This is a genomic window from Amycolatopsis sp. NPDC021455, assembly GCF_040640995.1.
GTDB lineage: Bacteria > Actinomycetota > Actinomycetes > Mycobacteriales > Pseudonocardiaceae > Amycolatopsis.
Genome location: NZ_JBFACT010000007.1, coordinates 19,107 through 41,078, shown reverse-complemented (window position 1 = coordinate 41,078; position 21,972 = coordinate 19,107). Strand labels below are relative to the sequence as shown.

Sequence of the window (21,972 nt, the reverse complement as noted above, 5' to 3'; positions counted from 1 at the left end):
GCGAATGATCATGGGACGAGCTTGTGTTCGGGACGCAGGACGAAGTCGTAGGTGAGCGTGCGGTACGGCTGGTGCAGGCCGCGGGTGTGGGGGTCTTCGTGGCGGGTGGTCGTCTTCACCGCCTCGGCGGGAACGGCGCCCTCGATGGTGCTCTCCACGAGCGGGTCGCCGTCGAAGTAGATCTGGGTGGTCAGCGGCAGGCACCCCTCGGCGCTGACGATCGAGTGAATGTGCCGGGGACGGAGGCCGTCGAGCTGCAGGGCTTGCGTCAACGTCGCGAGCGGGCTCTGCGTGGCGAGACCGAAGGTCTCGACTCCGGGCATGACCGTGCGGAACTCGTAATGGCCGTCGCTGTCGGCGATGATCCTGGCCCGGAGGTTGTCCGCGGGAATGCCGGTGGAGTCGTTGGGGATGTTCAGCGGCGCGAAATCGCTGGTATCCATTCCTGAATAGACGTTGTCGGCGTCGATCTGCCAGATTTCGAGAGCCGCGCCGGGCAGCGGGTCGCCCGTGGTCGTGCGCACCGTCCCGGACACGATGAGCGGTTCGCCCGGCTCGCCGGGCCGCATGGGCAGCACGGCGGGGCTGTGCAGGACCGGCGCCCCGGGGCGGTGGGCGGGGCCTTCCATTTCCCAGTGACTCGCGCCGTCCTTTTCCGGGTGGGCGTAGGTCGCGCCCGCGGTTGCTTTCAGGACTGTCTTATAGAAGAAGATGCTCGCCGCCGGCAGCTCACCGGCGTCGGCGACCTGCTGCAGCCAGTCGATGGCGCCGAGCAGTTCGTCGAGCGTGACCTGGTGCTTGAGGATGACGTCGTCGACAGCGCGGCGCAGGTCGGCGAACACGACCTGCAGCCGCCGGTGGGGCTCGTTCACGTGCGGGTTCCTTTCCGTGCCGGGGATGGTGCGCTCACTCGCGCCGGATGCCGGAGACGAGCTTCTCCCAGTTCCGGTACGCGATGAGCTCACGGTCGGCACCGCTGATGGGTGCGGTGTCCACAAAGGCTCGCGCGGACCCGGCGCGCTCCCGGTTGAACGGGTGATCGGAGGCGTACATGATCCGCTCCGCCCCCACCGTCTCCAGGCTCCACCGCAGGTACTTGTGGCTGGCGATACCGCCCGGGGTGATGAACACGTTGGTCCGGAAGTACTCCGCGATCGGGCGCCGCAGGCCGGCGAGCGCGTCCATGGCGGCGACGCGGTCGAGGTAGAACAACACGACTTCGCCCCAATGCCCCAGGATCACCTGCAAGCCGGGAAACCGGTCGAAGACACCGGCGACGATCATCCGCAGGACGGTCAGGCCGGCGTCGTAGTGCCAGCCGAACGCGCCGGTGGCCAGCATGCCCTCCACCGGCTCGCCGAACCCGCGGTAGTAGGCGTCGACGACGCCGGGCACCGGCGCGCGAGGGTGCAGGTAGACCGGAGCCCGCAGGTCCTCGGCGGCTTCGTAGATGTCCCAGAATTCGGCCGCGTCCAGGGCACGGCCGCCGGAGCGCGCGTTCACCAGCGTTCCGTTGAACCCCAGTTCGGTGACCGCGCGCCGCAGTTCCCCGGCCGCGGCCGCCGGCGCCGGGGTGGCCAGCGTCGCGAACGCCTGCAGGCGTCCGGGACGGCGGCGGACCGCCTCCGCGATGCCGTCGTTGACGGCCACCTGCAGGGCGGCCGCCTCCGCGGCGGGAAGATTCTGCAGGCCCGGTGTCGTCAGGGACAGCACCGCCGTGTCGATCCCGGCGTCGTCCATGGCAGCGATCCGGCCGGCACCCACGTCCAGCAGCGCGGGCGCGGTATCCCCGGCGAAAGCCCATTTCATCATCGGCTCGGCCAGCCGCGGATCGTGCCGCTTCCAGGCCTCGGCCACCTCGGCGGTGAGGAAGTGCTCTTCCAGCCCGTACAGTCGCATCGCGAGGTCAGCCCCGGACGGTCTTGAGGGCACCGGCCCAGGATTCGAGCTGGTCGAACAGGATCGTGGCCGCCTGGTCGTGCGTGGCCGCGGGGGTGAAGGTGGTGAAGTTCCGGAAGTCGTCGACCAGCGAGAAGGACAGCTGCTGGCGGACGTGGGCGATCTGCAGCTCGCTGCAGATGGCGCGCAGGTGCTCGATCGCCCGGGCGCCGCCGAGTGAACCGTAGGAGACGAAGGCGGCGGCCTTGTTGTTCCACTCGCCGTAGAGGTAGTCGATGGCGTTCTTCAGCACCGCGGAGGTGGAGTGGTTGTACTCGGGGGTGACGAAGACGAAGCCGTCGAACTCGGCGATGGTGGCGGCCCAGGCTTTGGTGTGCTCGCCGGTGTACTTGCCGGCGCTGGCGGGAATCGGCTCGTCGAGAGGGGGCAGGGGGTGGTCGAGCAGGTCGATCAGCTCGTAGTCGGCGCCGGTGCGCTCCTTGGCCCTGGTCAGGACCCAGTCGGCCACGGCTTCGCCGTTGCGGCCGGGCCGGGTGCTGCCGAGGACGATCGCGATCTTCAGGTCGCTCATGATGCTTCTCCGAATCCGCGGGACTTGAATCTTCAAGTGAAGCTACCTGGGTTCACTTGAAGATTCAAGTGTGGCCTCCGGGCTATTACACTCCCCCCATGCCTGCCCCGAAGGACTCCGACGTGGACGAGCCGCGCTGGCTCAGCGAAGACCAGCTGGCGGCGTGGCGCGGGTTCATGAAACTGCTCCAGCGGCTGCCCGCGGCCCTGGAAGCGCAGCTTCAACAAGACTCGAAGCTCAGCCTGCTCGAGTACCACGTCCTGGCGCACCTGTCCGACCAACCCGGACGCCGCCTGCGGATGAGCGAGCTCGCCACCTTGGCCACCACGGAGCTCTCCCGCCTGTCCCACCTGATCGGCCGGTTGGAAAGCCGCGGCTTCGTCTGCCGCGAGCCGGACCCCGAAAACGGCCGCTACACGCTGGCCGTGCTGACCGAGACGGGCTACGCCCACCTCGCCGGCGCGGCGCCCGCACACGTGGAGCGGGTACTCACCCTGTTCGTCGACGTTCTCACCCCGCACGAGCTGCGGACCCTGCACCGGATCTCCGGGAAAGTGCTCGACCGCATCGACAGCGGGCCGGCTTGCCCGCGAGTTCGCCCGCAAGACGGATGACCTTCCTCCTGGCCGGCCGCGGTCGCCTCGACCCGGCGGCTGGTGCGGTCGAACAGCCGGGTGCCCAGCTCGCCCTCGAGCCGGCCGATCCGGTGACTGGGACCGGACTGCGCGATGTGGTACCGCGCGGCGGCTCTGGTGAAGCTGAGCTCCTCGGCGAGCGCGACCGCGTGCTCCATCTGCCGCAGATCCACCGGGAGCTTCCCCAAGGCATCCGGGCCCCGGGCCGGGCAGCGCCGCCCGGCCCGGGAGATCATCACTGCACCGGCGGGTAGGCGTTCTGGACCAGCTGCTCGAACTGGGCCTCGAACCACTTGCCCGACAGCGGGGCGTCCGGCAGCGCACCGGTCAGGTTGCCGCCGTTGGCCTGCTGCGTCCCGTGGAACGTGGGGTCGCACATCGGGTCGAAGCCCTTGCCCTCGTCGTTCGGGATCTGCTTGCTGGCGCCGTCGGACTCACCCGGCGGCTTGATCCAGACGTAGGCGTCGAAGTGCGGCGCCGGGCTCGGGGTCGGCCGCGCGCCCAGGCCCGCGCCGCTCTGGTTGCACCAGTTGCCGCGGTGCAGCCGCCGGTCCACCCGGCCCGAGTGCACGTAGTCGTCCACAGTGGACCCCGTCGCCTTGCCCGGCCGGGCCGTGCCGCCCCAGCCGTTGCGGGAGGTGTCGATCAGCATGCCGATGCTGCTCGGCAGGCCCGCGGCGACGAACGCGTTGTACATCGCCGTACCGTAGGAAGACTCGTCGAAGTACGGGTTCCACTCGTAGAACTTCGCCGACTTCAGCGGCTGCCCACCGACCTGGAGCGTCGGGTCCGGCAGGTTCGGCTCGGTGGTCGGGGTGTAGTTCGCCGTGGCGCTGATGAAGCCGTCGACACTGTTCACCCCGGCCGCCGTGCCCTGCAGCGTCTGCTTGACCAGGTTGACGAACGGCTGGAAGTTGCTGTCCCAGCCCAGCCACGCCGAGTGCGCGATGTCCAGGTAGTTGTAGACGTTCGAAATCGCGTGCAGCTTGTTCAGCGCGTACTGGACACCCTGCACGTACGCCCCGCTCGACTGCGCCTCCGCGCACTTGGGCAGCGCGGTGTTGGTGATCAGGTTGGGCAGCGAGTCCGGCTCGACGACCGTCACGATCCGGAGCGGCTTGTACTTGGCGTCGGACAGGATCGAGGCGATCGGGTCGATGTACTCGCTCTTGTACCGGGCCAGGCCGTTCTGCGCGATCTGCAGCTCACCGTTGGACGCCAGGGCGGAGCAGTCGCGGTTGGGCAGGTCGTAGATCACGACCTGGATCGTCACCGGCGTGCCGCCGCTCGCCTGGGCCAGCGCCGCGTCCAGGTGCCCGCGCAGGCCCCGTGAGTCCGCCGTGCCGGCGATCGCGGCGATCCGGTCGAGCCAGACCGCGGTGGAGGTGTTGGCCACCTTGGCCATCTGGGCGCCGAGCGTGCCGCCCTTGGCGGCGGCCGCCGCGGACACCTCCGCCGACCAGTCCGGGTTCACGTACCCCTTCGCGCCGGCGTACGGGTTGTCCACATGGCCGTCACCGCCACCCGGATCCGTCGGCGTCGTGGTCGTCGTCGGGGTTGTGGTGGTGGTCGGGCCGCCGGTGGTGCCGTCGCAGTGCACGCCGTTGAGCGTGAACGACCCCGGGATGTCGTTCGTGCCGGAGTACGCCGCGTTGAACCCGAAGTTCGCCGTGGCGCCGGACCCCAGCGCCGCGTTCCAGTCGGGGTTCTTGGCCGTGACGTGCTTCCCGCTCTGGCCGATCGTGGCGTTCCAGCCCTGCTGGATCTGCTGGTTGCCGGCGAAGTCCCATTCGAGGGACCAGCCGTTCGGCAGCGCGTCACCCAGGTTGGTCACGGTGACGTCGCCGGTGAACCCGGTGTCCCACTGGTTGACCGTGTAGGCGACCTTGCAGCCGGTCGCGGCCACGGCGGGACTGCCGCCGATCACCAGCAACCCGCCGGTGACGGCGGCCGCCGTCGCCGCGGACGCCGCGGCGAGCGCCGCCTTCCGGCGTGGGGATCGCAAGGGACTCTTCATCGAGCTTGCTCCTCTTCTTTGCGGGGTCCGGCTCAGCCGAACAGGTCGACGTGGACGGCGAAGGCCGTGGCGATCTCCGCCCAGGACTGCACCTTCGGCCAGTCGGGATCGTCGTGCCCAGAGTCTGGGAGCGCTTCCAGATCGAGCGAAAGGAAACCACGGCACGGGCGGCGATGTAAAGGTCCCACCTCAAGCGAATTGCCTTCGCGGAGGGTTATTCGACGAAATCGGCTACGGACCGTTCGACACCGACGGCCGATTCGGCAAAGACCGGCCGAACATCACCCGTTCAGCAGCATCGACGACACCAGGGCGAGCACTTCCCTGACAACATTGCTGATAGCAGGGATCCTGCTACCTCAGGCAGCCGCCCGGCCGACGTCGTCCAGCCGCCGGAACTGACGAAAAATCAGAACCGAACAATCCTCAGTCAGCGTATGGGACATCATATATTAACCGCATTAAGAGTGATTTCGGTGAACCTCTTTCGCTCTTCCCTCTTCCGTGGTTATATCGGGGCCGCATCGGACTGAGAGCGCTCCCAGAGCGCTGATCGAGGTGGAGACAGCAATGAAGCTGAAGCAGGCCTTGTCCGTGGCGACACTCGCCCTCGCCGGTCTCGCCGCACCGGCCGTCAGCGCCGCGCCGGCCGCGCACGCGGACACGCTGATCTGCGACCAGTACGGCTCGACCACCGTCGGCGGCAAGTACGTCGTCATGAACAACCGCTGGGGCAGCAGCGCCGAGCAGTGCATCAACGTCACGTCCGGTGGGTTCCAGATCCAGACCCAGCAGGGCTCGACGTCCACCAGCGGAGCCCCGCTGTCCTATCCGGCGATCTACAACGGCTGCCACTACGGCAACTGCTCCCCCGGGACGAACCTTCCCCGCCGGCTGAGCCAGATCGGCGGCGCACCGTCGTCGATCTCCTACAACTACGTCGGCGGCGCGGCCTTCGACGCCTCCTACGACATCTGGATGGACCCGACGGCCAAGACGACCGGGGTCAACCAGATGGAGCTGATGATCTGGTTCAACCGCCAGGGCGGACCGCAGCCCGTCGGCAGCCCGGTGGGCACCACCTCGATCGGCGGCCGCAGCTGGGAGGTCTGGCAGGGCAACAACGGCGGCAACGACGTCGTCTCCTACGTGGCTCCGTCCGCGATCCCGAGCTGGTCGTTCGACGTCATGGACTTCCTCAGGGACGTGGACGCCCGCACCCGCGTCGACAGTTCCTGGTACCTGACCAGCATCCAAGCCGGATTCGAGCCCTGGAACGGCGGCGCCGGTCTGGCCGTGAACTCGTTCTCCGCCGACGTCACCGCCGGCAGCGACAACGGCGGCGGAAACGGCGGTGGCACCGGCCAGGCGATCGTCGGCCAAGGCAGCGGCCGCTGCCTGGACCTCCAGGGCAACGGAACGAACGACGGCACTCCCGTTCAGCTGTGGGACTGCACCGGCCAGGGCAACCAGAAGTGGGCTCGCACCGGCAGTACCTTCACCAATCCCGCCACCGGCAAGTGCCTGGACGTCGCCAACGGCTCGACGGCGAACGGAACCGAAGTGCGGCTGTGGGGCTGCAACGGCTCCGGAGCCCAGAACTGGCAGGTCAACGGGAACGGCACCATCACCAACCCACAGTCCGGAAAATGCCTGGACGCGAGCGGCCAGGGCACGTCCAACGGCACCCGCATCCAGATCTGGGACTGCTACGGCAGCGGCACGCAGGCCAACCAGGTCTGGTCGCTGCGCTGAACCGGTGGTGCCCCGCAGGTGGGTGCGGGGCACCACCACCCCGGCTCACAGTGGAAACCTCCGGCGCCGGCACGGACCCCGATGTCCACGCCGGCGCCGGAGGTGGCCCGAGGGGCTCCTACGCCCCGAACTGCCACCAGTCGACGTCGAACAGGTACCCGCCGCCACCGGCGAACTGCGTCTCCACGCCGGACTCCCAGGCGATCGTCTCGGCCTCCTGGCGCGTGAACGGGTCCAGCGTGCCGATCCGCGGCGGTCCGGCCGTGGTCATCGTGATCGCCGGGAAGGTTCCGTCGCCGTTGTAGGCGAACTTCTCCACGGCGGTGTGCAGCACGAGAACACCCTTCTCCGCTGACGGGTGGCGGCAATGTTAGCGCTCACATTGGCTTCTGACAAGCGTTCCCCGAACCGCCTCGACCACCCTCGCATGGGATTCGAAGCATTCGACGCGACACAATCCCCCCGCAGGGTCATTTCCAAGAACCTCATTGACCGACAGGGTCGCGAGTGCGATAGTTCTCGACATTCCCCTTCTTTCCGTCGGCGGTGTTCGCCACTCTCTTGTCGAACCGTTTCGACCACTGGGCAATGAAGCCCGGAAAGGACGCACCCATGCGTCGAGCGATCCGTTCTCTGGTGGTTTCCCTGACCGCGGCGGCCGCTGTCGCCATGACGGCGGGCACCGCCGAAGCGGCCACCTGGTACTCGACGGACAAGTGGGGGACCTGGTCCGACGGCGGCTACACCATCCGCAACGACGTCTGGGGCAGCGGCGCCGGCCCGCAGACGATCTGGGCCAATTCCTCCAGCAACTTCGGGGTCTGGGCCGACCACCCGAACACCGGCGGAGTGAAGTCCTATCCGCACTCGGCGAAGAACGTCGGCCGCTCGCTCAGCTCACTGCGCTCGGTCACCAGCAATTTCGCCGTGGCCCGGCCCGGCGGCGGTGCCTACGAAACCGCCTATGACATCTGGGCGAACAACAATGCCTACGAAATCATGCTGTGGATGAACAAGCAGGGCCCGGTCGGCCCGATCGGCAGCTACCAGACCAGTGTGAACGTCGGGGGCCATTCCTGGGACGTCTACCGCGGCTCCAACGGCTCGAACGAGGTCTTCTCCTTCCTGCGCACCTCGAACACCGACTCGGGCTGGGTCGACGTGCTGGCCGTCCTCAACTGGATCAAGGCCCGCGGCTGGTACGGCGACGTGACGCTCGGCGAGGTCCAGTTCGGCTTCGAGATCACCTCCTCGGCCGGCGGAATGGACTTCCGGACCGACAGCTACTCCGTCTCCGCTTCCTGACCGGAGGACCGAACCATGCCGTTCGACCGCAGGACCTTTCTCGCCGCCGGCACCGCCGGACTGGCCGGCGCCGCCCTCGGCGGCCTGGCCTCGAACGCCGAAGCCGCCACCTGGGAAACGGTGCTCGATGGCACCTTCTCGAACTACGGGACCCTCGAAGCCGCCTGGAACTACCGCTATCCCTGGGGCTCCGACCACAACGGCAGCGCCCGGATGTACGCCAGTGCCACCGACCACAGCCAGGTCTACCTCGAAGCGGGCGGCGTGCTCGTGCTGAAGGCGACCCCGGTCCCCCAGAACGAGGGCAACAGCGGCGCCGACCCGCACCTGCCCATCCGCTACCACTCCGGAGCGATCCACGCCAAGCAGCAGATCACCGTCACCGACCAGTTCCCCGGCTGGGAGGTCAAAGGCGAGTTCCAGGCCCCGTCCACCCGCGGCACCTGGCCCGCCTTCTGGCTGACCGGCGCCACCAGCTGGCCGCCGGAAAGCGACATCCTCGAGTTCAAGGGCGACGCGCGGAACTGGTTCAACACCTACAAGAACGCCAGTGGGGCCTGGTCCAACACGGTGGTCGGCGTGAACGACCCCGGATCCTGGCACGGCTACCGCGCGTGGATCACCAAGGTCAACGCGTCCGATGTGGACATCCACTACTACCTCGACGGCAACTGGGTCGGTCAGCACCGCGGCGCGAACTTCGCCGGCAAGCCGATGTGGCTGATCGTCAACCTGCAGATGGAAGGCTCCTCCGGCTCGCCCGGTCCCACCACACCGACCTACTACCGCGCCCGCAACGTCTACGTCGGCCGCAACCGGGCATAGGCCTACCCGGCCAGCGCACGCAGCTTCGGCACCGGAATGCGCTTGCCGTAGGAAACGACAGTACGCTGCCCGTTTTCGCCGAGCCAGGTCAGCAGCGCCGATCCACCGGGCACACTCCCCTCGACGAGATCCGGCTCGCCGAGGGGCGGCAACGGGCCCACGACCTTGATGGACAGGCCGAGGATCTCGGTCCAGAAGTAGTCGTCGAGCGGCGCCCCTGCCGGATCGAGGATCAATGCCGACGCGGCGGCCACCTTGCCCTGCGCGACGGCGGTGGACCAGAACGGCGTGCGCGAGCCACCGCCGGTGCGCAGCCACGTGACGTCGCCGGCGGCGAACACGCCCGGCACCGCGGTGGCGCAGGCCGCGTCGATCCCGACGCCGTGGAGACCGGCCAGTCCGGTCCCCGCCAGCCAGTCCGTGTTCGGCACCTCGCCACAGCAGGTGACGACCAGGTCGGCGGGGATGACGGTGCCCTCGGCCAGCCGCACGCCGTCGACCGGATCGCCGGTCAACGTCGCCGGTCCTGGAGTGACGACGACGCGGACGCCGTGTTCTTCGGCCCGCGTGGTGATCGCCTCCGACACGAACGAACCGAGGACGCGGCGCAGCGGCGGGTCGACATCGACCACGGTGACCGGGATGCCCCGGGCCACGCAGGCGCTGACGACTTCCAGCCCGAGGAAGCCGGCGCCGACGACGACCGCCGAACGAACGGCGTCGAGCCGCCTGCGCAGCCGGCGTGCGTCGTCCAGGGTTCGCAGCACCGTCTCGCCGCGTTGCCCGGGAGCGGCGATCCGCCGGGCGCGGGCGCCGGTGGCGATGACCAGCGCGTCGTAGCCGATCTCCCGGCCGTTCGCGGTGGCGACCACCCGCCGGTCGACGTCGGCGGTCACCGCGGGCGAGCGGACGACGTCGACGTCGAGCCCGTCGAGCCGGTAGCCGAGCGTGCTGTCGGCACGGTCGTCCTTGAGCACGGCCTTGGAGAGCGGAGGCCGGGCGTAGGCGCCGCACTCCTCCGCGCCGATCATGGTGATCGGACCCGCATGGCCCAGTTCCCGGAGCTCCCTCGCCGCGGTGAGGCCGGCGATGGACTCGCCGGCGACGACGATCGAGGACGGTCCTGTCACGGGAGCTCCCGCAGCGCGGCGACCGGGCACGACGTGACGGCCGCCCGCGCGGCGGCGAGCTGCTCCGGCGGGATGTCGGTGCCTTCGAAGTGGTGGACGAGTTCGGCGTCGTCGTCGAGTTCGAAGATCGCGGGAGCTTGTTCGGCGCACAGGCCGTGGCCTTCGCAGCGGTCGTAGTCGGCGGAGATCCGCACCGGGTGTCCCCTTTCAGGCCGGGATGAGTTCGATCGGGAGCCGCCCGAGGCGGTGGATGATGTTGTTCCGCGCCCACTCGGGTGGCCCGGCCGGCTCGATCTTGTCGACGCGGGCCACGAGCGCGCGCAGCATCGCCTGGGTTTCCAGGCGGGCGAGGCCTTGCCCGGCGCAGCCGTGCGTGCCGTGCCCGAAGCCGAGCTGGCGGGCGGCGTCCCGGCGGATGTCGAACGTGTCGGGGTCTTCCCACTCCAGCGCGTCCCGGTTGGCGGAGGCGTAGAGGACGAGGACCCGGGAGCCCGCGGGCAGTGCGGTGCCGGCCACCTCGGTGTCGCGCGCGACCTTGCGGCTGAAGGCGCGCAACGGGGATTCGTAGCGGACGACCTCGTTGACCGCGTTGGGGATCAGGCCCGGGTCGTCCTTGAGGAGCTGCCACTGGCCGGGGTGGGTGGCGAACAGGTGCAGGGCGCTCGCGATCGCGCTGAGGGTGGTGTCCAGGGACGGCGCCAGGTAGTCGATCATCAGCGCCGGGCACTCGGCGTGGGCGAGTTTGCCGTCGTCGGCCGCGCGTAGCAGGTCGTCTCCCATGCTGCCGGGCAGGACCTTCCGTTGCTTCGCGACGGTGTGCGCGAACCGCGCCATGCCCAGGCCGGCCGGGACCGCCTGCACCGCCTGGCCGTTCAGGGGACCCAGGATGTCGAAGGTGGCCGCGCCCCACCGCAGCAGGTTCTCCCGCCCCTCCGCCGGCCACCCGACGAGGTCGGGGACCACCGCCGCGGGCAGGGCGCCCGCGACTTCGACGCCGTCGACGGTGCGCCGGGCGAGCGCGGCGTCGACGATCTCGGCCGCCTGGCGTTCCACGACGTCCTTCATCGCGCGCAGCGCCCGGGGGGTGAGCCGGTGGGCGACCAGGGCCCGGCGGCGGGCGTGGTCTTCGCCGTCGCTGTTGAGGGTCGTGCCCCGGGAGAGCCGGTTGGCGACGGGATTGAGGGCGACGCCGTCGCCGGAGACGAAGGTCTTGTCGTCCAGCAGCACGGCCTTGCATTCGGCGTAGCGGGGCAGCGCGTAGACGTCGTGTTTGGGCAGCCACACCACCGGACCGAGTTCGCGCAGGTTCGCGTAGTGCGGGTACGGGTCCAGGATCGCTTGCGGCGAATAGATGTCCGGCCGGTACACCGGCACTTCGCGGGATCGGGGCATCGTTGCTCCTTATCGGGGATACCGGCACCGGGAGAGGCTGTCACCGGCGCTCAGCACCGTGCCGTCCGGGCGGACGACGGCCGCGCCGGTACGCAGCCAGCGGTGCAGCTCGCCGGAACGCCGGGTGGTGACGAGGACCGCGCCGGACTCCCGGATGGCGGCTCGCTCGGTCGCCGACGGCGTGCTCGTGGTGACGACGGCGAAGCGGCCACCCGCGACGTCGTCGAAACGGGTTCCGTCGTCGAGCAGGGCGTTGGGGCACAACCGGCCCGCCAGGGACCGCCCGAAACGGCGCCGGACGACCAGGGCCGTGCGGTGCAGTGCCGGCGTCGCACTGTCGAGGGCGCGGCCGTTCAGGTGCGGCGCGACCACCCGGCGGATCAGGTCGCCGAACCGGCCGCCTTCGGTCATGGCCTTGCCGATCAGCACCGCCCGCCGGATCATCGCGCGGGCGTGCGGTTTGCGTTCCGCCTCGTAGGTGCCGAGCACGGTCTCGGGCAGGGTTCCCTCGAGGACACCGGCGAGTTTCCAGGCGAGGTTGGCCGCGTCGCGCAGGCCGGCGCCCATGCCCTGGCCGATGAACGGCGGCGTGAGGTGGGCGGCGTCGCCGAGCAGGAACACCCGGCGGTCGCGCCACCGGTCCGCGACCCGCGCGCGGAAGGTGTACTCGGCGACGCGGACGATCTCCAGCTCGCCGGGAGGGATGTCTCCGGTCCACGGCGCGATCAGCGGGTGCAGCCGGTCGGGATGGTGGAAGTCGTCGGCGGTCTCCCCCGGCAGCAGCCGGAATTCCCAGCGGTGGCGGGTCTTCCCGATGCGCATGTAGGTCGCGGCGCGGGCCGGGTCGCAGACCTGGTGCACGCCTTCCCACTGGCCGAGGTCGGCGGTGGTGGCGATGTCCACCACGAGCCAGCGCTGGTCGAACTTGAGGTCCGCCATCGTCGCGCCGATCGCCGTCCGGGTGACGCTGTTGGCGCCGTCGCAGCCCAGGACGTAGTCCGCGTGGATCGTCTCGCGCGCACCGGTGCCGCGGTCGGTCACCTCGACCCGCACGCCGGTCCGGTCCTGCCGGATACCGGTGACCTCGGTGTTGCCGCGCAAGGTGACGGTGCTGATCGTCTCCAGGTGGGTGCGGAGCAGGTGCTCCAGGTCGGGTTGGTCGAACATGTTCGCTTCCGGGTAGCCGTGGCGGCCGCCGCCCGGCGAACGGCGGAACTCCGCCAGCACCCGCAGGTCCGGGTCGAGCAGCCGCAGCCCGTGACAGGGCCAGGAGATGGCGGCGAACGCCCCGGCCAGCCCGAGCCGGCCGAGGATGCGGTGCACCTCGTCGTCCAGGTGCACCGCGCGGGGCTGCGGGTAGACCGACTCCCATCGCTCCAGCACCAGGCACTCGACGCCGTACCGGCCGAGCAGCGCCGCGGCGGTCAGCCCGGTCGGGCCCGCGCCGACGATGACGACGGGCGCCCTCACGGCGACACCCCGAGGGCCACGAGGTAGCCGGCGACGAGCGCCGCGCAGACCAGCGCGGGCACGAGGTCGCGGACGCCGTCCCGGTTGCGCACGTGCGTGACCAGGGCGCCCGCGAGCAGGAGCAGCAGACCGGTGCCGGCCAGGGCGCCGAGCACCGGCACGGCCAAGCCGAGCAGGAGCCCGGCGGCTCCGGCGATCTCCAGCACGCCGATGCCGCGGTAGGCCGTGACGGAGAATCCGGCGTGCGTGGCGCGTTCCCGCATGGGCGCGAGCGCGAACAGCTTGGCCGCGCCGAAGAGGAGGAAGACGGCCGCCACGAGGACAGACAGGACGATCATGAGTTTCCTTGGAATGTCAGGCGGGTAGGGACGGTGTAGCGCGCGAGAACCGCGGCCGCCTTCGGTTCGTCCACTTCGGACAGGAGGGTGACGACGGCGACCACGGTTCCGTCCTCGATCACCGCGTCGACGGTCACCCCGTCGAATGCCGCCAGTGCCTCGGTGATCGCGCGGCGGGTGGCATCGGCGCGCAGGGCGAGCTTGTAGGGCTTGCCGACGTCGGTCACGGGCAGTGCGTCGAGCACGGTGACGGCCTTCGGCGCGGCGGCGCGCTCGGGCACCCGCTCGACGGCCCAGGCGAGCAGGTCGGCCTCGGTCGCCGTGGCGCCGGGTGTAAGGGTCACGTAGGCGACCGGCACCTCGCCGGCGTGCTCGTCCGGGCGGCCGACCGCGCCGGCCGCGGTCACCTGCGGGTGGGCCAGCAGGGCGTCCTCGATCATCGCCGGGTCGATGTTGTGGCCACCGCGGATGATGAGGTCCTTGGCCCGGCCGGCCAGGTGCACGAACCCGTCGGCGTCCAGGCGAGCCAGATCACCGGTGTTCAGCCAGCCGTCGCTGAGTTTGCCGAGGCCGTCCAGGACGTACGCGTTTTCGTCACGCCCGACGACATAGCCGGGGAACACCGTGGGGCCGCTGATGGCCAGTACCCCGGTCTCGCCGCTGGGCAGCTCCTCCCCCGTTTCCGGGTGGACGACCTTCATCCGCTGGTAGGGCAGGCGCTGGCCGACGGTGCCGGGGCGCGGGACGTCGGGGAAGCTGCGCGCGCTGGCGCAGGTGGCTTCGGTCAGCCCGTAGCCCTCGACCAGGGTGACGCCGGTGTGGGCCTGGAAGCCGTCCCGCACAGCCGCGGGCAGTGGTGAAGCGCCGACCATGGCGTAACGCAGGCTGGAGATGTCGGCGTCGACCGGGCACTGCGCGAGCACCGCGTACACGGTCGGGACTGCGCTCATCGCGGCGATCCGGTGGTGCTCGACGATCTTCCAGAATTCCCCGTACAGGGCGGGTTCCCGGTAGCCGAGCGGACCCGCCCACACCGCGTGCTGCCCCTTGAACAGCGGCGCGAGCAGCGTGACCACGAGCGCGTTGACGTGGAACAGCGGCAGCGCGGCGAAGACGACCGAGCCGACGTCGAGCAGCGAGTTGGCCGCGATCATCCACGCGTCGGCGACCTCGTTGGCGTGCGTGTGCGCGGCCAGCTTCGGCGCTCCGGTGGTGCCGCCGGTGTGGAACAACGCGGCCAGATCCGACGCCACCGGGGTCACACCAGCGAAACCGGAAGAGTCCATTGTGGAGGACAGCTCGGCGAGGTAGCCGACGCGCACTCCCTCGACGGCGGGCAACGCGGCCGGTTCGCCGGCCGCGCCGGTCGGGCGCAGCACGAGGACGACGTCCAGCTCGGCGGCCAGCGTCCGGGCGGTGTCCCAGACCTCCGGCGCGAGTTCCGGCCCGGCGGTGATCAGCACCCGGGCGCCGGACAGGCGGAGCAGTTCGGCGAGGTGGGCGCGGGACAGGCCGCCGTTCAGCGGGGCCGCGATCCCGGCGAGCTGCGCGGCCAGGGTCGCCGGAATCAGGTCGGCGCAGTTCGGCGCCATGAGCGCGACGGCGTCACCGCGCCGGACGCCGAGATCCCGCAGCAGGTTCGCGTAGCGGTGGACATCGGCGAGCAGCTCGGCGAACGTGCGCCGGACGGGCTCACGCCACCGCGCGGCCTCGGGCAGCACGGTCGTGGCCGGGCGATCCGGCCACCACCCGGCGGCCCGCAGGAGCAGGGCGTACGTCGACTCCGGCAGGCCTCGTTCGGCAAGCGGGACGGCCTCGATCGCGGCCAGGTCGGCCGGCCCGGCGCAGGACGGCCACAGGGAAGCACCGGTCATCGCCGGTACCTCACGATCGTGCGCTGGGTGCCCAGATCCAGGGCACCGTCGTCCGTGGCGACCGAAGCCTCGACGACGTCGCCGTCGGCCAGGTACTTCGGGTTTTTCGCCTGCCCCTTGAAGAACAGCTTCCACTTCAGTGCCGGCGGCAGCAGCGCGGCGATCTTCTCCACGGCTTTCGGCGGCGCCGACAGCGCGGTACCGGCCGGAGTCCCGGTCAGCACCAGATCGCCGGGATCCAGCCGCTGGAACCGGGCCAACGCCCGCAGGGCCTCGAGCGGGCGGTAGATCATGTCGTCGCCGACGACCGCGTTCTGGCGGACCGTGCCGTTGACCGACAGCCGCAGCCGCAGGTCGGCGAACCGCTTCAGCTCGTTGCTCTCCAGGAGCACCAGGGCGGGCCCGGCCGGGGTGAACGTCGGGTACGACTTGGCCTCGTAGAACTGGGTTTGCGGCAGCTGGATGTCGCGGGCGGACACGTCGTTGGTCACGACCAGGCCCGCGACGCACTCCGCCGGGTCGCTGATCTCGCTGCCGACCGGGATCGCCCGGCCGATGACCAGCCCGATCTCCACCTCGTAGTCGAGCAGGCGCACGTGCGCCGGTTTGACGACGTCGTCGAACGGGCCGCTGATCGACCCGGACGCCTTGCGGAAGAACGTCAACGGCACCGTCCGCGGGTCCATCCCGGCGTCCGTGACGTGCGAAGCGAAGTTGGTCATCTGGGCGACCACGCGGCAGGGCGCGGTGACCGGGGAGACGAGGTCGAGCGAGGCCACCGGCACGGTGTCCGTGGCTGCGCCGGAGATCGCCGCACGGTCGGCGAGCAGTTCGGCGGTGGTCGCCGCGGCCGTGGGAATCTTCGCCGCCCCCGACGGAGTGGCGACGTACCAGCCGTCGGCGGTGCGCAGGACGGTCAAGCTCATGCGCACACCTCGCTGGCGCTCGGTGCCACCTGAGCCGGAAGCGCAGTGTTGAATGATTCACTCGCAAGCTCGTTCATGAACGGGCCACCTTCAGCAGGCCCAGCAGGCGCCGGGCGTCGAATTCGTTGTCTTCCCGCAGTGCGGAGAACAGGGCGCGCAGTTCGCGCAGGGACTCCTTGCCGGGCTTCACGCCGAGGAAGTCGGCGGTGGCCGGCGGCCCCCACTGGGCCAGCCCGGAGGCGGTCAGCGGCCCCCAGCCGGGCTCGAGGGTGTTGTCGAACAGGTCGCCGTCGCTGAAGTGCTCGACCATGAACCCGTCCGGGTCACGCCAGTAGTCGAAGAGCTGGCTGCCCTCGATGTGCCGGCCGATGCCCCACGAATGGTGGTAGCCGTGCTCGCGCAGGTACTCCCCACCGGCGGCCAGCGCGTCGAGGTCGGCGACCTGGTAGGCGGAGTGCACGTAGCGGTCGGCCGGACCGAGCACCATGGCCAGCGTGTGGTGGTCGGCCGGGGTGGCACCCCGGTCGCACCGGATGAAGCTCATCACCGGCCCGCGCTCGCGCTGCCCGGGGTGGTACAGGAAGTCGCTGACGATCAGGCCCAGGTGGTCCAGGTACCAGTCCAGCGCCTCGCGGTAGCGGGTCGTCTGCAGCACCACGTGCCCGAGCCGCTGCACCCGCGCCGGGGCCCGGGGCGGGCGTTGCGTGGCGTTGACCCGCCGGACCTCGTGGCCGAAGTTGAGCAGGTGCGGCTCCTGCGGCGGTAGCGCGGGAAGTTCGTGGGTGTCCGAGACGACCCGGACCCGCAGGCCGCTCGGGTCGGGCAGGTCCACGACGACGCCGCCCAGGGCCTCCGGCAGCCGGTTCACCGGCCGGCCGGTGGCCTCGGCCAGCCGCAGGACGTCGCCCGGGGTGGCGGCCAGGAACGCCGGCCCCAGGAACTTCGACCGGACGCCCTTGCGGATGAGCACGCAGGGCGCCCCGGGGTCGGTGCCGCGCAGGTGCAGTTCGCGGCCGGTGCTGAGCACGGTGGTGAACCCGAAGGCCCGGGCGAACACCTCCGCGCGCTTCAGGTCCGGCTTCTCGAACTCGAGCCACGCCAGGTCGTGCACCTTGATCACCGGGTTCGCCGCCCGGCCGGGGTGCTCCCCCGCGAGCGCGCCGTGCTCGCTGTGCAGCCCGCTGTGCGGATCTCCCACGGCTGCTCCCTCCATCATGTTGACGACATCGTCAGTTACGAGCAACTCATCAGTCAAGAGTTTCTGACGATTTCCTCATCAGTGACGCGATGGGCTACGATGCGGCGACGACCAGCGAAGACGGGAGCAGGGGATGCCGGAGCACGCTCCGAGCCGGCTGGAACGGCGCAAGGCGCGCACCCGCGCCGCCCTGGTCCGGGCAGCCCAGGCACTCATCGCCGAGGGGAAGACCGCGGTGCCGATCCTGGAGATCACCCAGGCCGCGGACGTCGGGATGGGGTCGTTCTACAACCACTTCGAGACGAAGGAGCAGCTCTACCAGGCAGCGGTCGAGGACGCCCTCGACGTCCACGGCGCCCTGCTGGACGAGCTGACCACCGGCCTGGACGACCCGGCACAGGTCTTCGCGCAGAGCTTCCGGCTGACCGGGCGCCTGCACCGGCGGCATCCCGAACTCAGCAAGGTGCTGCTGCACCACGGCCTCGAACTCGCCGCCTCGGAGAGCGGGCTCGCTCCCCGCGCCCGCCGCGACATCGAGGCCGCCGTGCGAGCCGGCCGCTTCACGGTCACCGACACCGAACTCGCCATGGTCACGGTGGCCGGGACCGCACTCGGCCTCGGTCACCTGCTGCACCGCCGGCCCGAGCGCGACGACGCCGCCACGACCGACCAGGTGACCGAGGACCTGCTGCGCATGCTCGGCCTCACCGCGGCCGAAGCCCACGAGATCTGCAGCCGGCCGCTACCCGACCTCGACACCATCGCGACCGGTCCGGACACCGCCGCCTGAGCACACAGCGCCCCGGCTTCGAGGAAAGAAACCCTCGCTGCCGTGGCGAATGGCCCGGCACGCGATCAGTCGCGGCATCTCCGGGATGGACGGCGGCGATCCCGCGCTCGTCGCCGCACCCGGCACCCCGGTCTCACAGTGGGGCGGCAACGCGAGCAGCCGCTACAGCTTCGAGACCACGCTTACCTCACCGGCATCCCGAGACGATTCGCCGGAAGGTTTCCCGCTCCTGGCGCGACAGCGGCACCCGCGGGACGTCGGCCATCGGCCGTGGCACCGGCACCGCCATCCCGGGTTCGAACGGCGGAACCGGCGCCACCAGCACCCAGCCGAAGCCCGTCAACGCCCGGGCGAGCGCGCGAACCATCCGTTTCATCGTGCGGTACCGACCGTGACCGGGTGCCGGACGACCGCGCCGAACAGGTAGCCCTGCGTGTTGTACGGCGCGACGTCCGGCTGCCGCAGCCCGGTGACGTCGGTGGCGCGCGCTCGCAACGTGTACGCCCCGGCCGTGCGCGGACGCCACGGGAACTCCCACTGCAGCCAGCCGCGGTCGAGCGCGGGACTGATCGGCTTCGCGGGCTGCCACGTGACGCCGTCCGTGCTCACTTCGACCTGCCGGATCCGGCCGTGGCCCGACCAGGAGCGGCCGCGCAGCACGTGTCGCTGCCCGGCCGTCAGCGTCGCGCCCCACGGGAGCTCGAACACGCTCTTCACCACCTGCTCGGTGACGAGCGTGCCCTCGGCCGGGTAGTCCGGGCCCAGCAGCCGGTAGTACTGCGTGCTCCACGGCGACACCAGCGGTTCCGCCGACACCTCGATCCGGCCCAGCCACTTGATCGACGAGATCCCGGCCCACGACGGCACCACGAGCCGCACCGGAAAGCCGTGGTCGGGCGGCAGCGGCTGCCCGTTCATCTCGTACGCCAGCAAGACGTCCTGCAGCGCCTTGCCCACCGGCAGCGGCCGCCGCACCTTGCCGAGGTTCACCCCGCCCGTGACGTAGTCCGGGTCGAGGCCTTCCGGGAGCACGTCCACGGCGTGGCGGGACAGCCCGGCGCGGGCGAGCACTGTCGCGAGCCGGACGCCACGCCAGCGCGCCATCCCGACCGCGCCGAGCTGCCACGCCGTTCCGCTGACGGTCTGCCCCTGCTGGCTGGTGAAGAAACTTCGCCCGTTGCCCGCGCATTCGATGAACGCGGTGATCGTCTCGGACGGCAGCGCGCGCAGCTCCCGGTAGGTGAACTCGACCGGACCGCCCCGCAGCCCGGTGCCGAACACCTTCAGCCGCCAGGTGGCGGCGTCGACCACCGGCGTCGAGGTGTGGTCGCGGACGAAGAACCGGTCGACCGGCGTCAGGTAGCCCTGCCCGCTCATGGCTTCCCAGCGCGTCTCGGCGTTGCTGCCGTACACGTCGAACCATTCCGGCGGCAGCGGCTTCACGATCGGGCCCGCCGCCGACGCCGTGCCCGTCGCCGCTCCGGCCGCGGTCAGCGCGAAACCCCCGGCCGCCGTCAGCCGCAGCAGGCCGCGCCGGCTCAGCCCCGGCATGCGCGCCTCCCCCGCCTGCCACTGCGCGAGGCGCACCCCGTCGTAGGCGGTCTCTTCGGTCACCCCGGTCATGCGGGCATTCTCAGGATCCCGTTCCCGGACGGCCAGCACGTCCACACAGCGGAACAAGAGCCCGCACCGGACGCCCTCACTTGTACGGCGAGGGGGCCTTGCTCGCGAGGTAGTTGAACGTCTTGACCATGTACGGCCAGAAGGTGCTGTTCACGCACGAGTAACTCGGCGTGAAGCCGTCGCACGCGCCGGGGCCTTCGAGTTCGATCGTGAACGACGCGATGCCGAGCTTGCCGTAGGCGTAGTCGTCCGAGCCGCCGGCGGCGTTGTAAAGAAGGTCGCCGGCCTGGCCGTACGGGTAGCCGGAGAACGCCGACATCGCCTTGCCCATCGCGCGGAACTGGGTGTCGCTGGGAGTGTGGACCGTGTTCGAGTACTCCCACGGCAGGATGATGATTCCGGCGTAGCTGTGCAGCATCAGCGCCGTGCCGCGGGCGGTCGCGTCGGGCTTGTCGGACGGGCCGTCGGCGCGGTGGTCACCGAAGAGCTGGGTCCAGAGTTGTTCCAGCGCCTTGTTTTCCGGCTCCGAGTCGGCGGAACCGGTGGACGTCGACGTCGTCTGGTCGCACTTGCTGGTGTTGCTCTGCCAGTGGTAGCCGAAGTTCCGGTTGTTGTCGACGCCCGGCTGGCTGCCCGCCGAATCGCCGCAGCGCGCGAGGTCCGCGCTGGTGAAGTCGGCGTTCTTCCGGTGCAGCACCGGGTTGTTGCCACCCTGCTGGACGATGTTGACGCCGTCCGGGTTGACGATCGGGACGACCCAGATTTCGGTGGTGTTCAACAGGTTCGTCACCGTGCTGTCGGTGCCGTAGCCGCTGACGAGGTAGTTGATGTACTTGTAGGCGAGCTCACCCGTGGCGATCTCCCGCGCGTGGATCTGCGCCTGCAGGAGGAACCGCGGTTTGGCCGAGTTCGGGTTCAGCGCGCAGTCGCCGCTGACCTTCTTCGTGACGCAGATGGCTTTCAGGTCGTAGCCGCCACGCCCCTGCTGCTTCAGCCACGACTGGCCGTAGTTGACCACCGTGGCGAGATCGGGGTGCGTGGCCGCGGCGGCGGTCATGTTCGCGTAGTGCGCGTTGACCGTGTGGTAGCCGCCGTCGTAGGTCTCGTCCTGCGGTGCCGCGCCGGGTGCCAGCCGCGGGGCGGCCCAAGTGGCCGCGGGGTACCGCTTGCTCACCTCGGTGACGAAGCCGAGCTGGGACAGTTCGGCGCCGGTGGTCTCGTCGCCGACGACGAACAGGTCGTCGCCCTGGCGCTTGACGATGTCGAGGCCGACGGCGTCCAGCGTCGCGGCTCGGGCCAGCGCTCCATGGACGCGGTACTCGACCGGGCCGTGACCGGACGGCGGGGTGTTCGCCTGGGCGCTCGTGCCGGTGGCCAGGCCCACAGCAGCGAGCAGCAGCGCGGCGGCGACCGTGGTAGCGGCGCGGGAGTTCCGCATGGTGCCTCCTTGAAGTGGCCGGCCAGGCCCCGAAGGGTAGACGCCACGGGGTCACCCGGTTACCGACTGGAGTAGGGAATCGACAGGGACCGAGGCCCAGCCGAGGCGATCGGCGCCGCAACGTTTCCCCAAAGTGTCCTCAACCTCCGTTCGCGACAGTCGTCCCGTCCGGCGCACAGCGGGCGCCGGACTCCGGATTCCCGAACGAAGGAGGACGAAATGCGCGGAGATCTCACGGCGAGAGCCGGGCGGGCGGTGTCGGCGGCACTGCTCGCCGTGCTGGCCGGGCTGACGCTGATCGTGGGCGCGGCCGGGACGGCGTCGGCCGCCGGGGCCCCCGCCCGCCCGGCGGTGGCGGCGGAGGTGCTGTTGTCCCCGCAGCAGGCCACCGAATTCACGCGGCAGGTCGAGGCGGCGGCGGTCCGGCCGATGGTCCATCCGTCGTGCGTCGACGACGCCTGCGGTGTCATGCTCAGCCCCTCGGAAACGCAGGCGCTCTGGAAAGCCGTGGTGAACAAGCCCCTCCAGACGGTCCGGCAGTACTGCGAAGGGCTGTTCGGCGGTCTCCTGAGGCCGTTCTGCGCCAAGGCCGCCCAGTTCCTGAGCAACCTGAGCGCCCCCAACGGCCGCTGCCTGTTCATCGGCCTCGCCCCGGCGCCGAACGGGTCCAAGATCGCGGTCAAGTACACCAAGGTGGACTGCTACTAGACCAGCCGTTCGAGGCTTCCTCGTCCGGGCGCACTGGGGGTCGCCCGGACGAGGATCCCGCGCCGCCACCGCCCGCTC

General features: G+C 70.4%; 22 protein-coding genes and 1 pseudogene. 6 read left to right on the top strand and 17 right to left on the bottom strand.

What is annotated here, in order from left to right; translation table 11 throughout:
• Positions 1-8: 8 nt before the first annotated feature.
• From AB0G28_RS12410 to AB0G28_RS12400, 3 genes are read right to left on the bottom strand one after another with little or no spacing between them, the layout of a single operon-like run.
• Complete coding sequence (locus AB0G28_RS12410; RefSeq protein ID WP_361086994.1) at positions 9-872, bottom strand: catechol 1,2-dioxygenase; 864 nt, start codon at positions 870-872, stop codon at positions 9-11.
• Positions 873-906: 34 nt separating this feature from the next.
• Positions 907-1,899, bottom strand: coding sequence for an amidohydrolase family protein (locus AB0G28_RS12405; RefSeq protein ID WP_361086991.1), 993 nt, complete (start codon positions 1,897-1,899; stop codon positions 907-909).
• 7 nt (positions 1,900-1,906) lie between these two features.
• Entirely contained in the window at positions 1,907-2,470 is a 564-nt protein-coding gene (locus tag AB0G28_RS12400) for an NAD(P)H-dependent oxidoreductase (protein ID WP_361086988.1), read from the bottom strand.
• Positions 2,471-2,568: 98 nt separating this feature from the next.
• Between AB0G28_RS12400 and AB0G28_RS12395 the strand changes: the two genes are divergently transcribed.
• The gene (locus AB0G28_RS12395) at positions 2,569-3,084 is read left to right on the top strand and encodes a MarR family transcriptional regulator (RefSeq protein ID WP_361086985.1); all 516 of its coding nucleotides are present in this window, start codon (positions 2,569-2,571) and stop codon (positions 3,082-3,084) included.
• Positions 3,085-3,104: 20 nt separating this feature from the next.
• Here the strand turns inward: AB0G28_RS12395 and AB0G28_RS12390 are convergent.
• Both AB0G28_RS12390 and AB0G28_RS12385 read right to left on the bottom strand, forming a co-directional pair.
• A pseudogene (locus AB0G28_RS12390) lies at positions 3,105-3,263 on the bottom strand (LysR family transcriptional regulator); the annotation flags it as partial.
• 77 nt (positions 3,264-3,340) lie between these two features.
• The gene (locus AB0G28_RS12385; RefSeq protein ID WP_361086982.1) at positions 3,341-5,122 is read right to left on the bottom strand and encodes a glycoside hydrolase family 6 protein; all 1,782 of its coding nucleotides are present in this window, start codon (positions 5,120-5,122) and stop codon (positions 3,341-3,343) included.
• Between the two features lie 570 nt (positions 5,123-5,692).
• On the opposite strand from AB0G28_RS12385, the gene AB0G28_RS12380 reads away from it, so the two are divergent.
• Positions 5,693-6,877 (top strand): RICIN domain-containing protein, encoded by a 1,185-nt coding sequence (locus AB0G28_RS12380; RefSeq protein ID WP_361086979.1) that lies wholly within the window; start codon positions 5,693-5,695, stop codon positions 6,875-6,877.
• A gap of 118 nt (positions 6,878-6,995) precedes the next feature.
• On the opposite strand, the gene AB0G28_RS12375 is transcribed toward AB0G28_RS12380, so the two are convergent.
• Positions 6,996-7,211: a hypothetical protein gene (locus tag AB0G28_RS12375; protein WP_361086976.1), complete on the bottom strand. Its 216-nt coding sequence runs from the start codon at positions 7,209-7,211 to the stop codon at positions 6,996-6,998.
• A gap of 278 nt (positions 7,212-7,489) precedes the next feature.
• Between AB0G28_RS12375 and AB0G28_RS12370 the strand changes: the two genes are divergently transcribed.
• Positions 7,490-8,182 carry a hypothetical protein gene (locus AB0G28_RS12370; RefSeq protein ID WP_361086973.1) on the top strand — a complete coding sequence of 231 codons (693 nt, stop codon included), beginning with the start codon at positions 7,490-7,492 and terminating at the stop codon, positions 8,180-8,182.
• Positions 8,183-8,197: 15 nt separating this feature from the next.
• Entirely contained in the window at positions 8,198-9,007 is an 810-nt protein-coding gene (locus AB0G28_RS12365; protein ID WP_361086970.1) for a family 16 glycosylhydrolase, read from the top strand.
• Between the two features lie 2 nt (positions 9,008-9,009).
• Here AB0G28_RS12365 and AB0G28_RS12360 read toward each other — a convergent pair whose 3' ends face one another.
• The 8 genes from AB0G28_RS12360 to AB0G28_RS12325 form a co-directional block, all read right to left on the bottom strand.
• A complete protein-coding gene (locus AB0G28_RS12360) occupies positions 9,010-10,137 on the bottom strand; it encodes an NAD(P)/FAD-dependent oxidoreductase (protein ID WP_361086967.1) in 1,128 nt (375 codons plus the stop codon).
• Positions 10,134-10,331, bottom strand: coding sequence for a ferredoxin (locus AB0G28_RS12355; protein WP_361086964.1), 198 nt, complete (start codon positions 10,329-10,331; stop codon positions 10,134-10,136). Before AB0G28_RS12355 ends, AB0G28_RS12360 begins: the two co-directional genes overlap by 4 nt.
• A 13-nt stretch (positions 10,332-10,344) precedes the next feature.
• Positions 10,345-11,529: a cytochrome P450 gene (locus AB0G28_RS12350; protein WP_361086961.1), complete on the bottom strand. Its 1,185-nt coding sequence runs from the start codon at positions 11,527-11,529 to the stop codon at positions 10,345-10,347.
• Between the two features lie 9 nt (positions 11,530-11,538).
• Positions 11,539-12,999: a bifunctional 3-(3-hydroxy-phenyl)propionate/3-hydroxycinnamic acid hydroxylase gene (locus AB0G28_RS12345; protein WP_361086958.1), complete on the bottom strand. Its 1,461-nt coding sequence runs from the start codon at positions 12,997-12,999 to the stop codon at positions 11,539-11,541.
• Positions 12,996-13,337, bottom strand: a complete 342-nt coding sequence (locus AB0G28_RS12340) for a DoxX family protein (protein ID WP_361086956.1) — start codon at positions 13,335-13,337, stop codon at positions 12,996-12,998. Before AB0G28_RS12340 ends, AB0G28_RS12345 begins: the two co-directional genes overlap by 4 nt.
• A complete protein-coding gene (locus AB0G28_RS12335) occupies positions 13,334-15,211 on the bottom strand; it encodes an acyl-CoA synthetase (RefSeq protein WP_361086953.1) in 1,878 nt (625 codons plus the stop codon). Before AB0G28_RS12335 ends, AB0G28_RS12340 begins: the two co-directional genes overlap by 4 nt.
• On the bottom strand, positions 15,208-16,137 hold the full coding sequence (locus AB0G28_RS12330) for a fumarylacetoacetate hydrolase family protein (RefSeq protein WP_361086950.1): 930 nt from the start codon (positions 16,135-16,137) through the stop codon (positions 15,208-15,210). Before AB0G28_RS12330 ends, AB0G28_RS12335 begins: the two co-directional genes overlap by 4 nt.
• A gap of 73 nt (positions 16,138-16,210) precedes the next feature.
• Entirely contained in the window at positions 16,211-17,335 is a 1,125-nt protein-coding gene (locus AB0G28_RS12325; protein WP_361086947.1) for a VOC family protein, read from the bottom strand.
• Between the two features lie 133 nt (positions 17,336-17,468).
• On the opposite strand from AB0G28_RS12325, the gene AB0G28_RS12320 reads away from it, so the two are divergent.
• Positions 17,469-18,125 (top strand): TetR/AcrR family transcriptional regulator, encoded by a 657-nt coding sequence (locus AB0G28_RS12320; RefSeq protein WP_361086944.1) that lies wholly within the window; start codon positions 17,469-17,471, stop codon positions 18,123-18,125.
• Between the two features lie 187 nt (positions 18,126-18,312).
• Here AB0G28_RS12320 and AB0G28_RS12315 read toward each other — a convergent pair whose 3' ends face one another.
• From AB0G28_RS12315 to AB0G28_RS12305, 3 genes are all read right to left on the bottom strand, one after another.
• Positions 18,313-18,492: a hypothetical protein gene (locus AB0G28_RS12315; protein ID WP_361086941.1), complete on the bottom strand. Its 180-nt coding sequence runs from the start codon at positions 18,490-18,492 to the stop codon at positions 18,313-18,315.
• 5 nt (positions 18,493-18,497) lie between these two features.
• Positions 18,498-19,748 (bottom strand): sulfite oxidase, encoded by a 1,251-nt coding sequence (locus AB0G28_RS12310; protein WP_361086938.1) that lies wholly within the window; start codon positions 19,746-19,748, stop codon positions 18,498-18,500.
• A 76-nt stretch (positions 19,749-19,824) separates the two neighbouring features.
• Positions 19,825-21,186: a M14 family zinc carboxypeptidase gene (locus AB0G28_RS12305; RefSeq protein ID WP_361086935.1), complete on the bottom strand. Its 1,362-nt coding sequence runs from the start codon at positions 21,184-21,186 to the stop codon at positions 19,825-19,827.
• A 219-nt stretch (positions 21,187-21,405) separates the two neighbouring features.
• Between AB0G28_RS12305 and AB0G28_RS12300 the strand changes: the two genes are divergently transcribed.
• On the top strand, positions 21,406-21,894 hold the full coding sequence (locus AB0G28_RS12300) for a hypothetical protein (RefSeq protein ID WP_361086932.1): 489 nt from the start codon (positions 21,406-21,408) through the stop codon (positions 21,892-21,894).
• The last annotated feature ends 78 nt before the right edge of the window (positions 21,895-21,972 follow it).

What these genes read in the sequence shown, in the direction of transcription:
- AB0G28_RS12405 (WP_361086991.1), bottom strand. Translation starts at nt 1,899, where the DNA reads ATGCGACTGTACGGGCTGGAAGAGCACTTCCTCACCGCCGAGGTGGCC.
- AB0G28_RS12400 (WP_361086988.1), bottom strand. Translation starts at nt 2,470, where the DNA reads ATGAGCGACCTGAAGATCGCGATCGTCCTCGGCAGCACCCGGCCCGGC.
- AB0G28_RS12395 (WP_361086985.1), top strand. Translation starts at nt 2,569, where the DNA reads ATGCCTGCCCCGAAGGACTCCGACGTGGACGAGCCGCGCTGGCTCAGC.
- AB0G28_RS12385 (WP_361086982.1), bottom strand. Translation starts at nt 5,122, where the DNA reads ATGAAGAGTCCCTTGCGATCCCCACGCCGGAAGGCGGCGCTCGCCGCG.
- AB0G28_RS12380 (WP_361086979.1), top strand. Translation starts at nt 5,693, where the DNA reads ATGAAGCTGAAGCAGGCCTTGTCCGTGGCGACACTCGCCCTCGCCGGT.
- AB0G28_RS12370 (WP_361086973.1), top strand. Translation starts at nt 7,490, where the DNA reads ATGCGTCGAGCGATCCGTTCTCTGGTGGTTTCCCTGACCGCGGCGGCC.
- AB0G28_RS12365 (WP_361086970.1), top strand. Translation starts at nt 8,198, where the DNA reads ATGCCGTTCGACCGCAGGACCTTTCTCGCCGCCGGCACCGCCGGACTG.
- AB0G28_RS12350 (WP_361086961.1), bottom strand. Translation starts at nt 11,529, where the DNA reads ATGCCCCGATCCCGCGAAGTGCCGGTGTACCGGCCGGACATCTATTCG.
- AB0G28_RS12340 (WP_361086956.1), bottom strand. Translation starts at nt 13,337, where the DNA reads ATGATCGTCCTGTCTGTCCTCGTGGCGGCCGTCTTCCTCCTCTTCGGC.
- AB0G28_RS12335 (WP_361086953.1), bottom strand. Translation starts at nt 15,211, where the DNA reads ATGACCGGTGCTTCCCTGTGGCCGTCCTGCGCCGGGCCGGCCGACCTG.
- AB0G28_RS12330 (WP_361086950.1), bottom strand. Translation starts at nt 16,137, where the DNA reads ATGAGCTTGACCGTCCTGCGCACCGCCGACGGCTGGTACGTCGCCACT.
- AB0G28_RS12320 (WP_361086944.1), top strand. Translation starts at nt 17,469, where the DNA reads ATGCCGGAGCACGCTCCGAGCCGGCTGGAACGGCGCAAGGCGCGCACC.
- AB0G28_RS12315 (WP_361086941.1), bottom strand. Translation starts at nt 18,492, where the DNA reads ATGGTTCGCGCGCTCGCCCGGGCGTTGACGGGCTTCGGCTGGGTGCTG.
- AB0G28_RS12310 (WP_361086938.1), bottom strand. Translation starts at nt 19,748, where the DNA reads ATGACCGGGGTGACCGAAGAGACCGCCTACGACGGGGTGCGCCTCGCG.
- AB0G28_RS12305 (WP_361086935.1), bottom strand. Translation starts at nt 21,186, where the DNA reads ATGCGGAACTCCCGCGCCGCTACCACGGTCGCCGCCGCGCTGCTGCTC.
- AB0G28_RS12300 (WP_361086932.1), top strand. Translation starts at nt 21,406, where the DNA reads ATGCGCGGAGATCTCACGGCGAGAGCCGGGCGGGCGGTGTCGGCGGCA.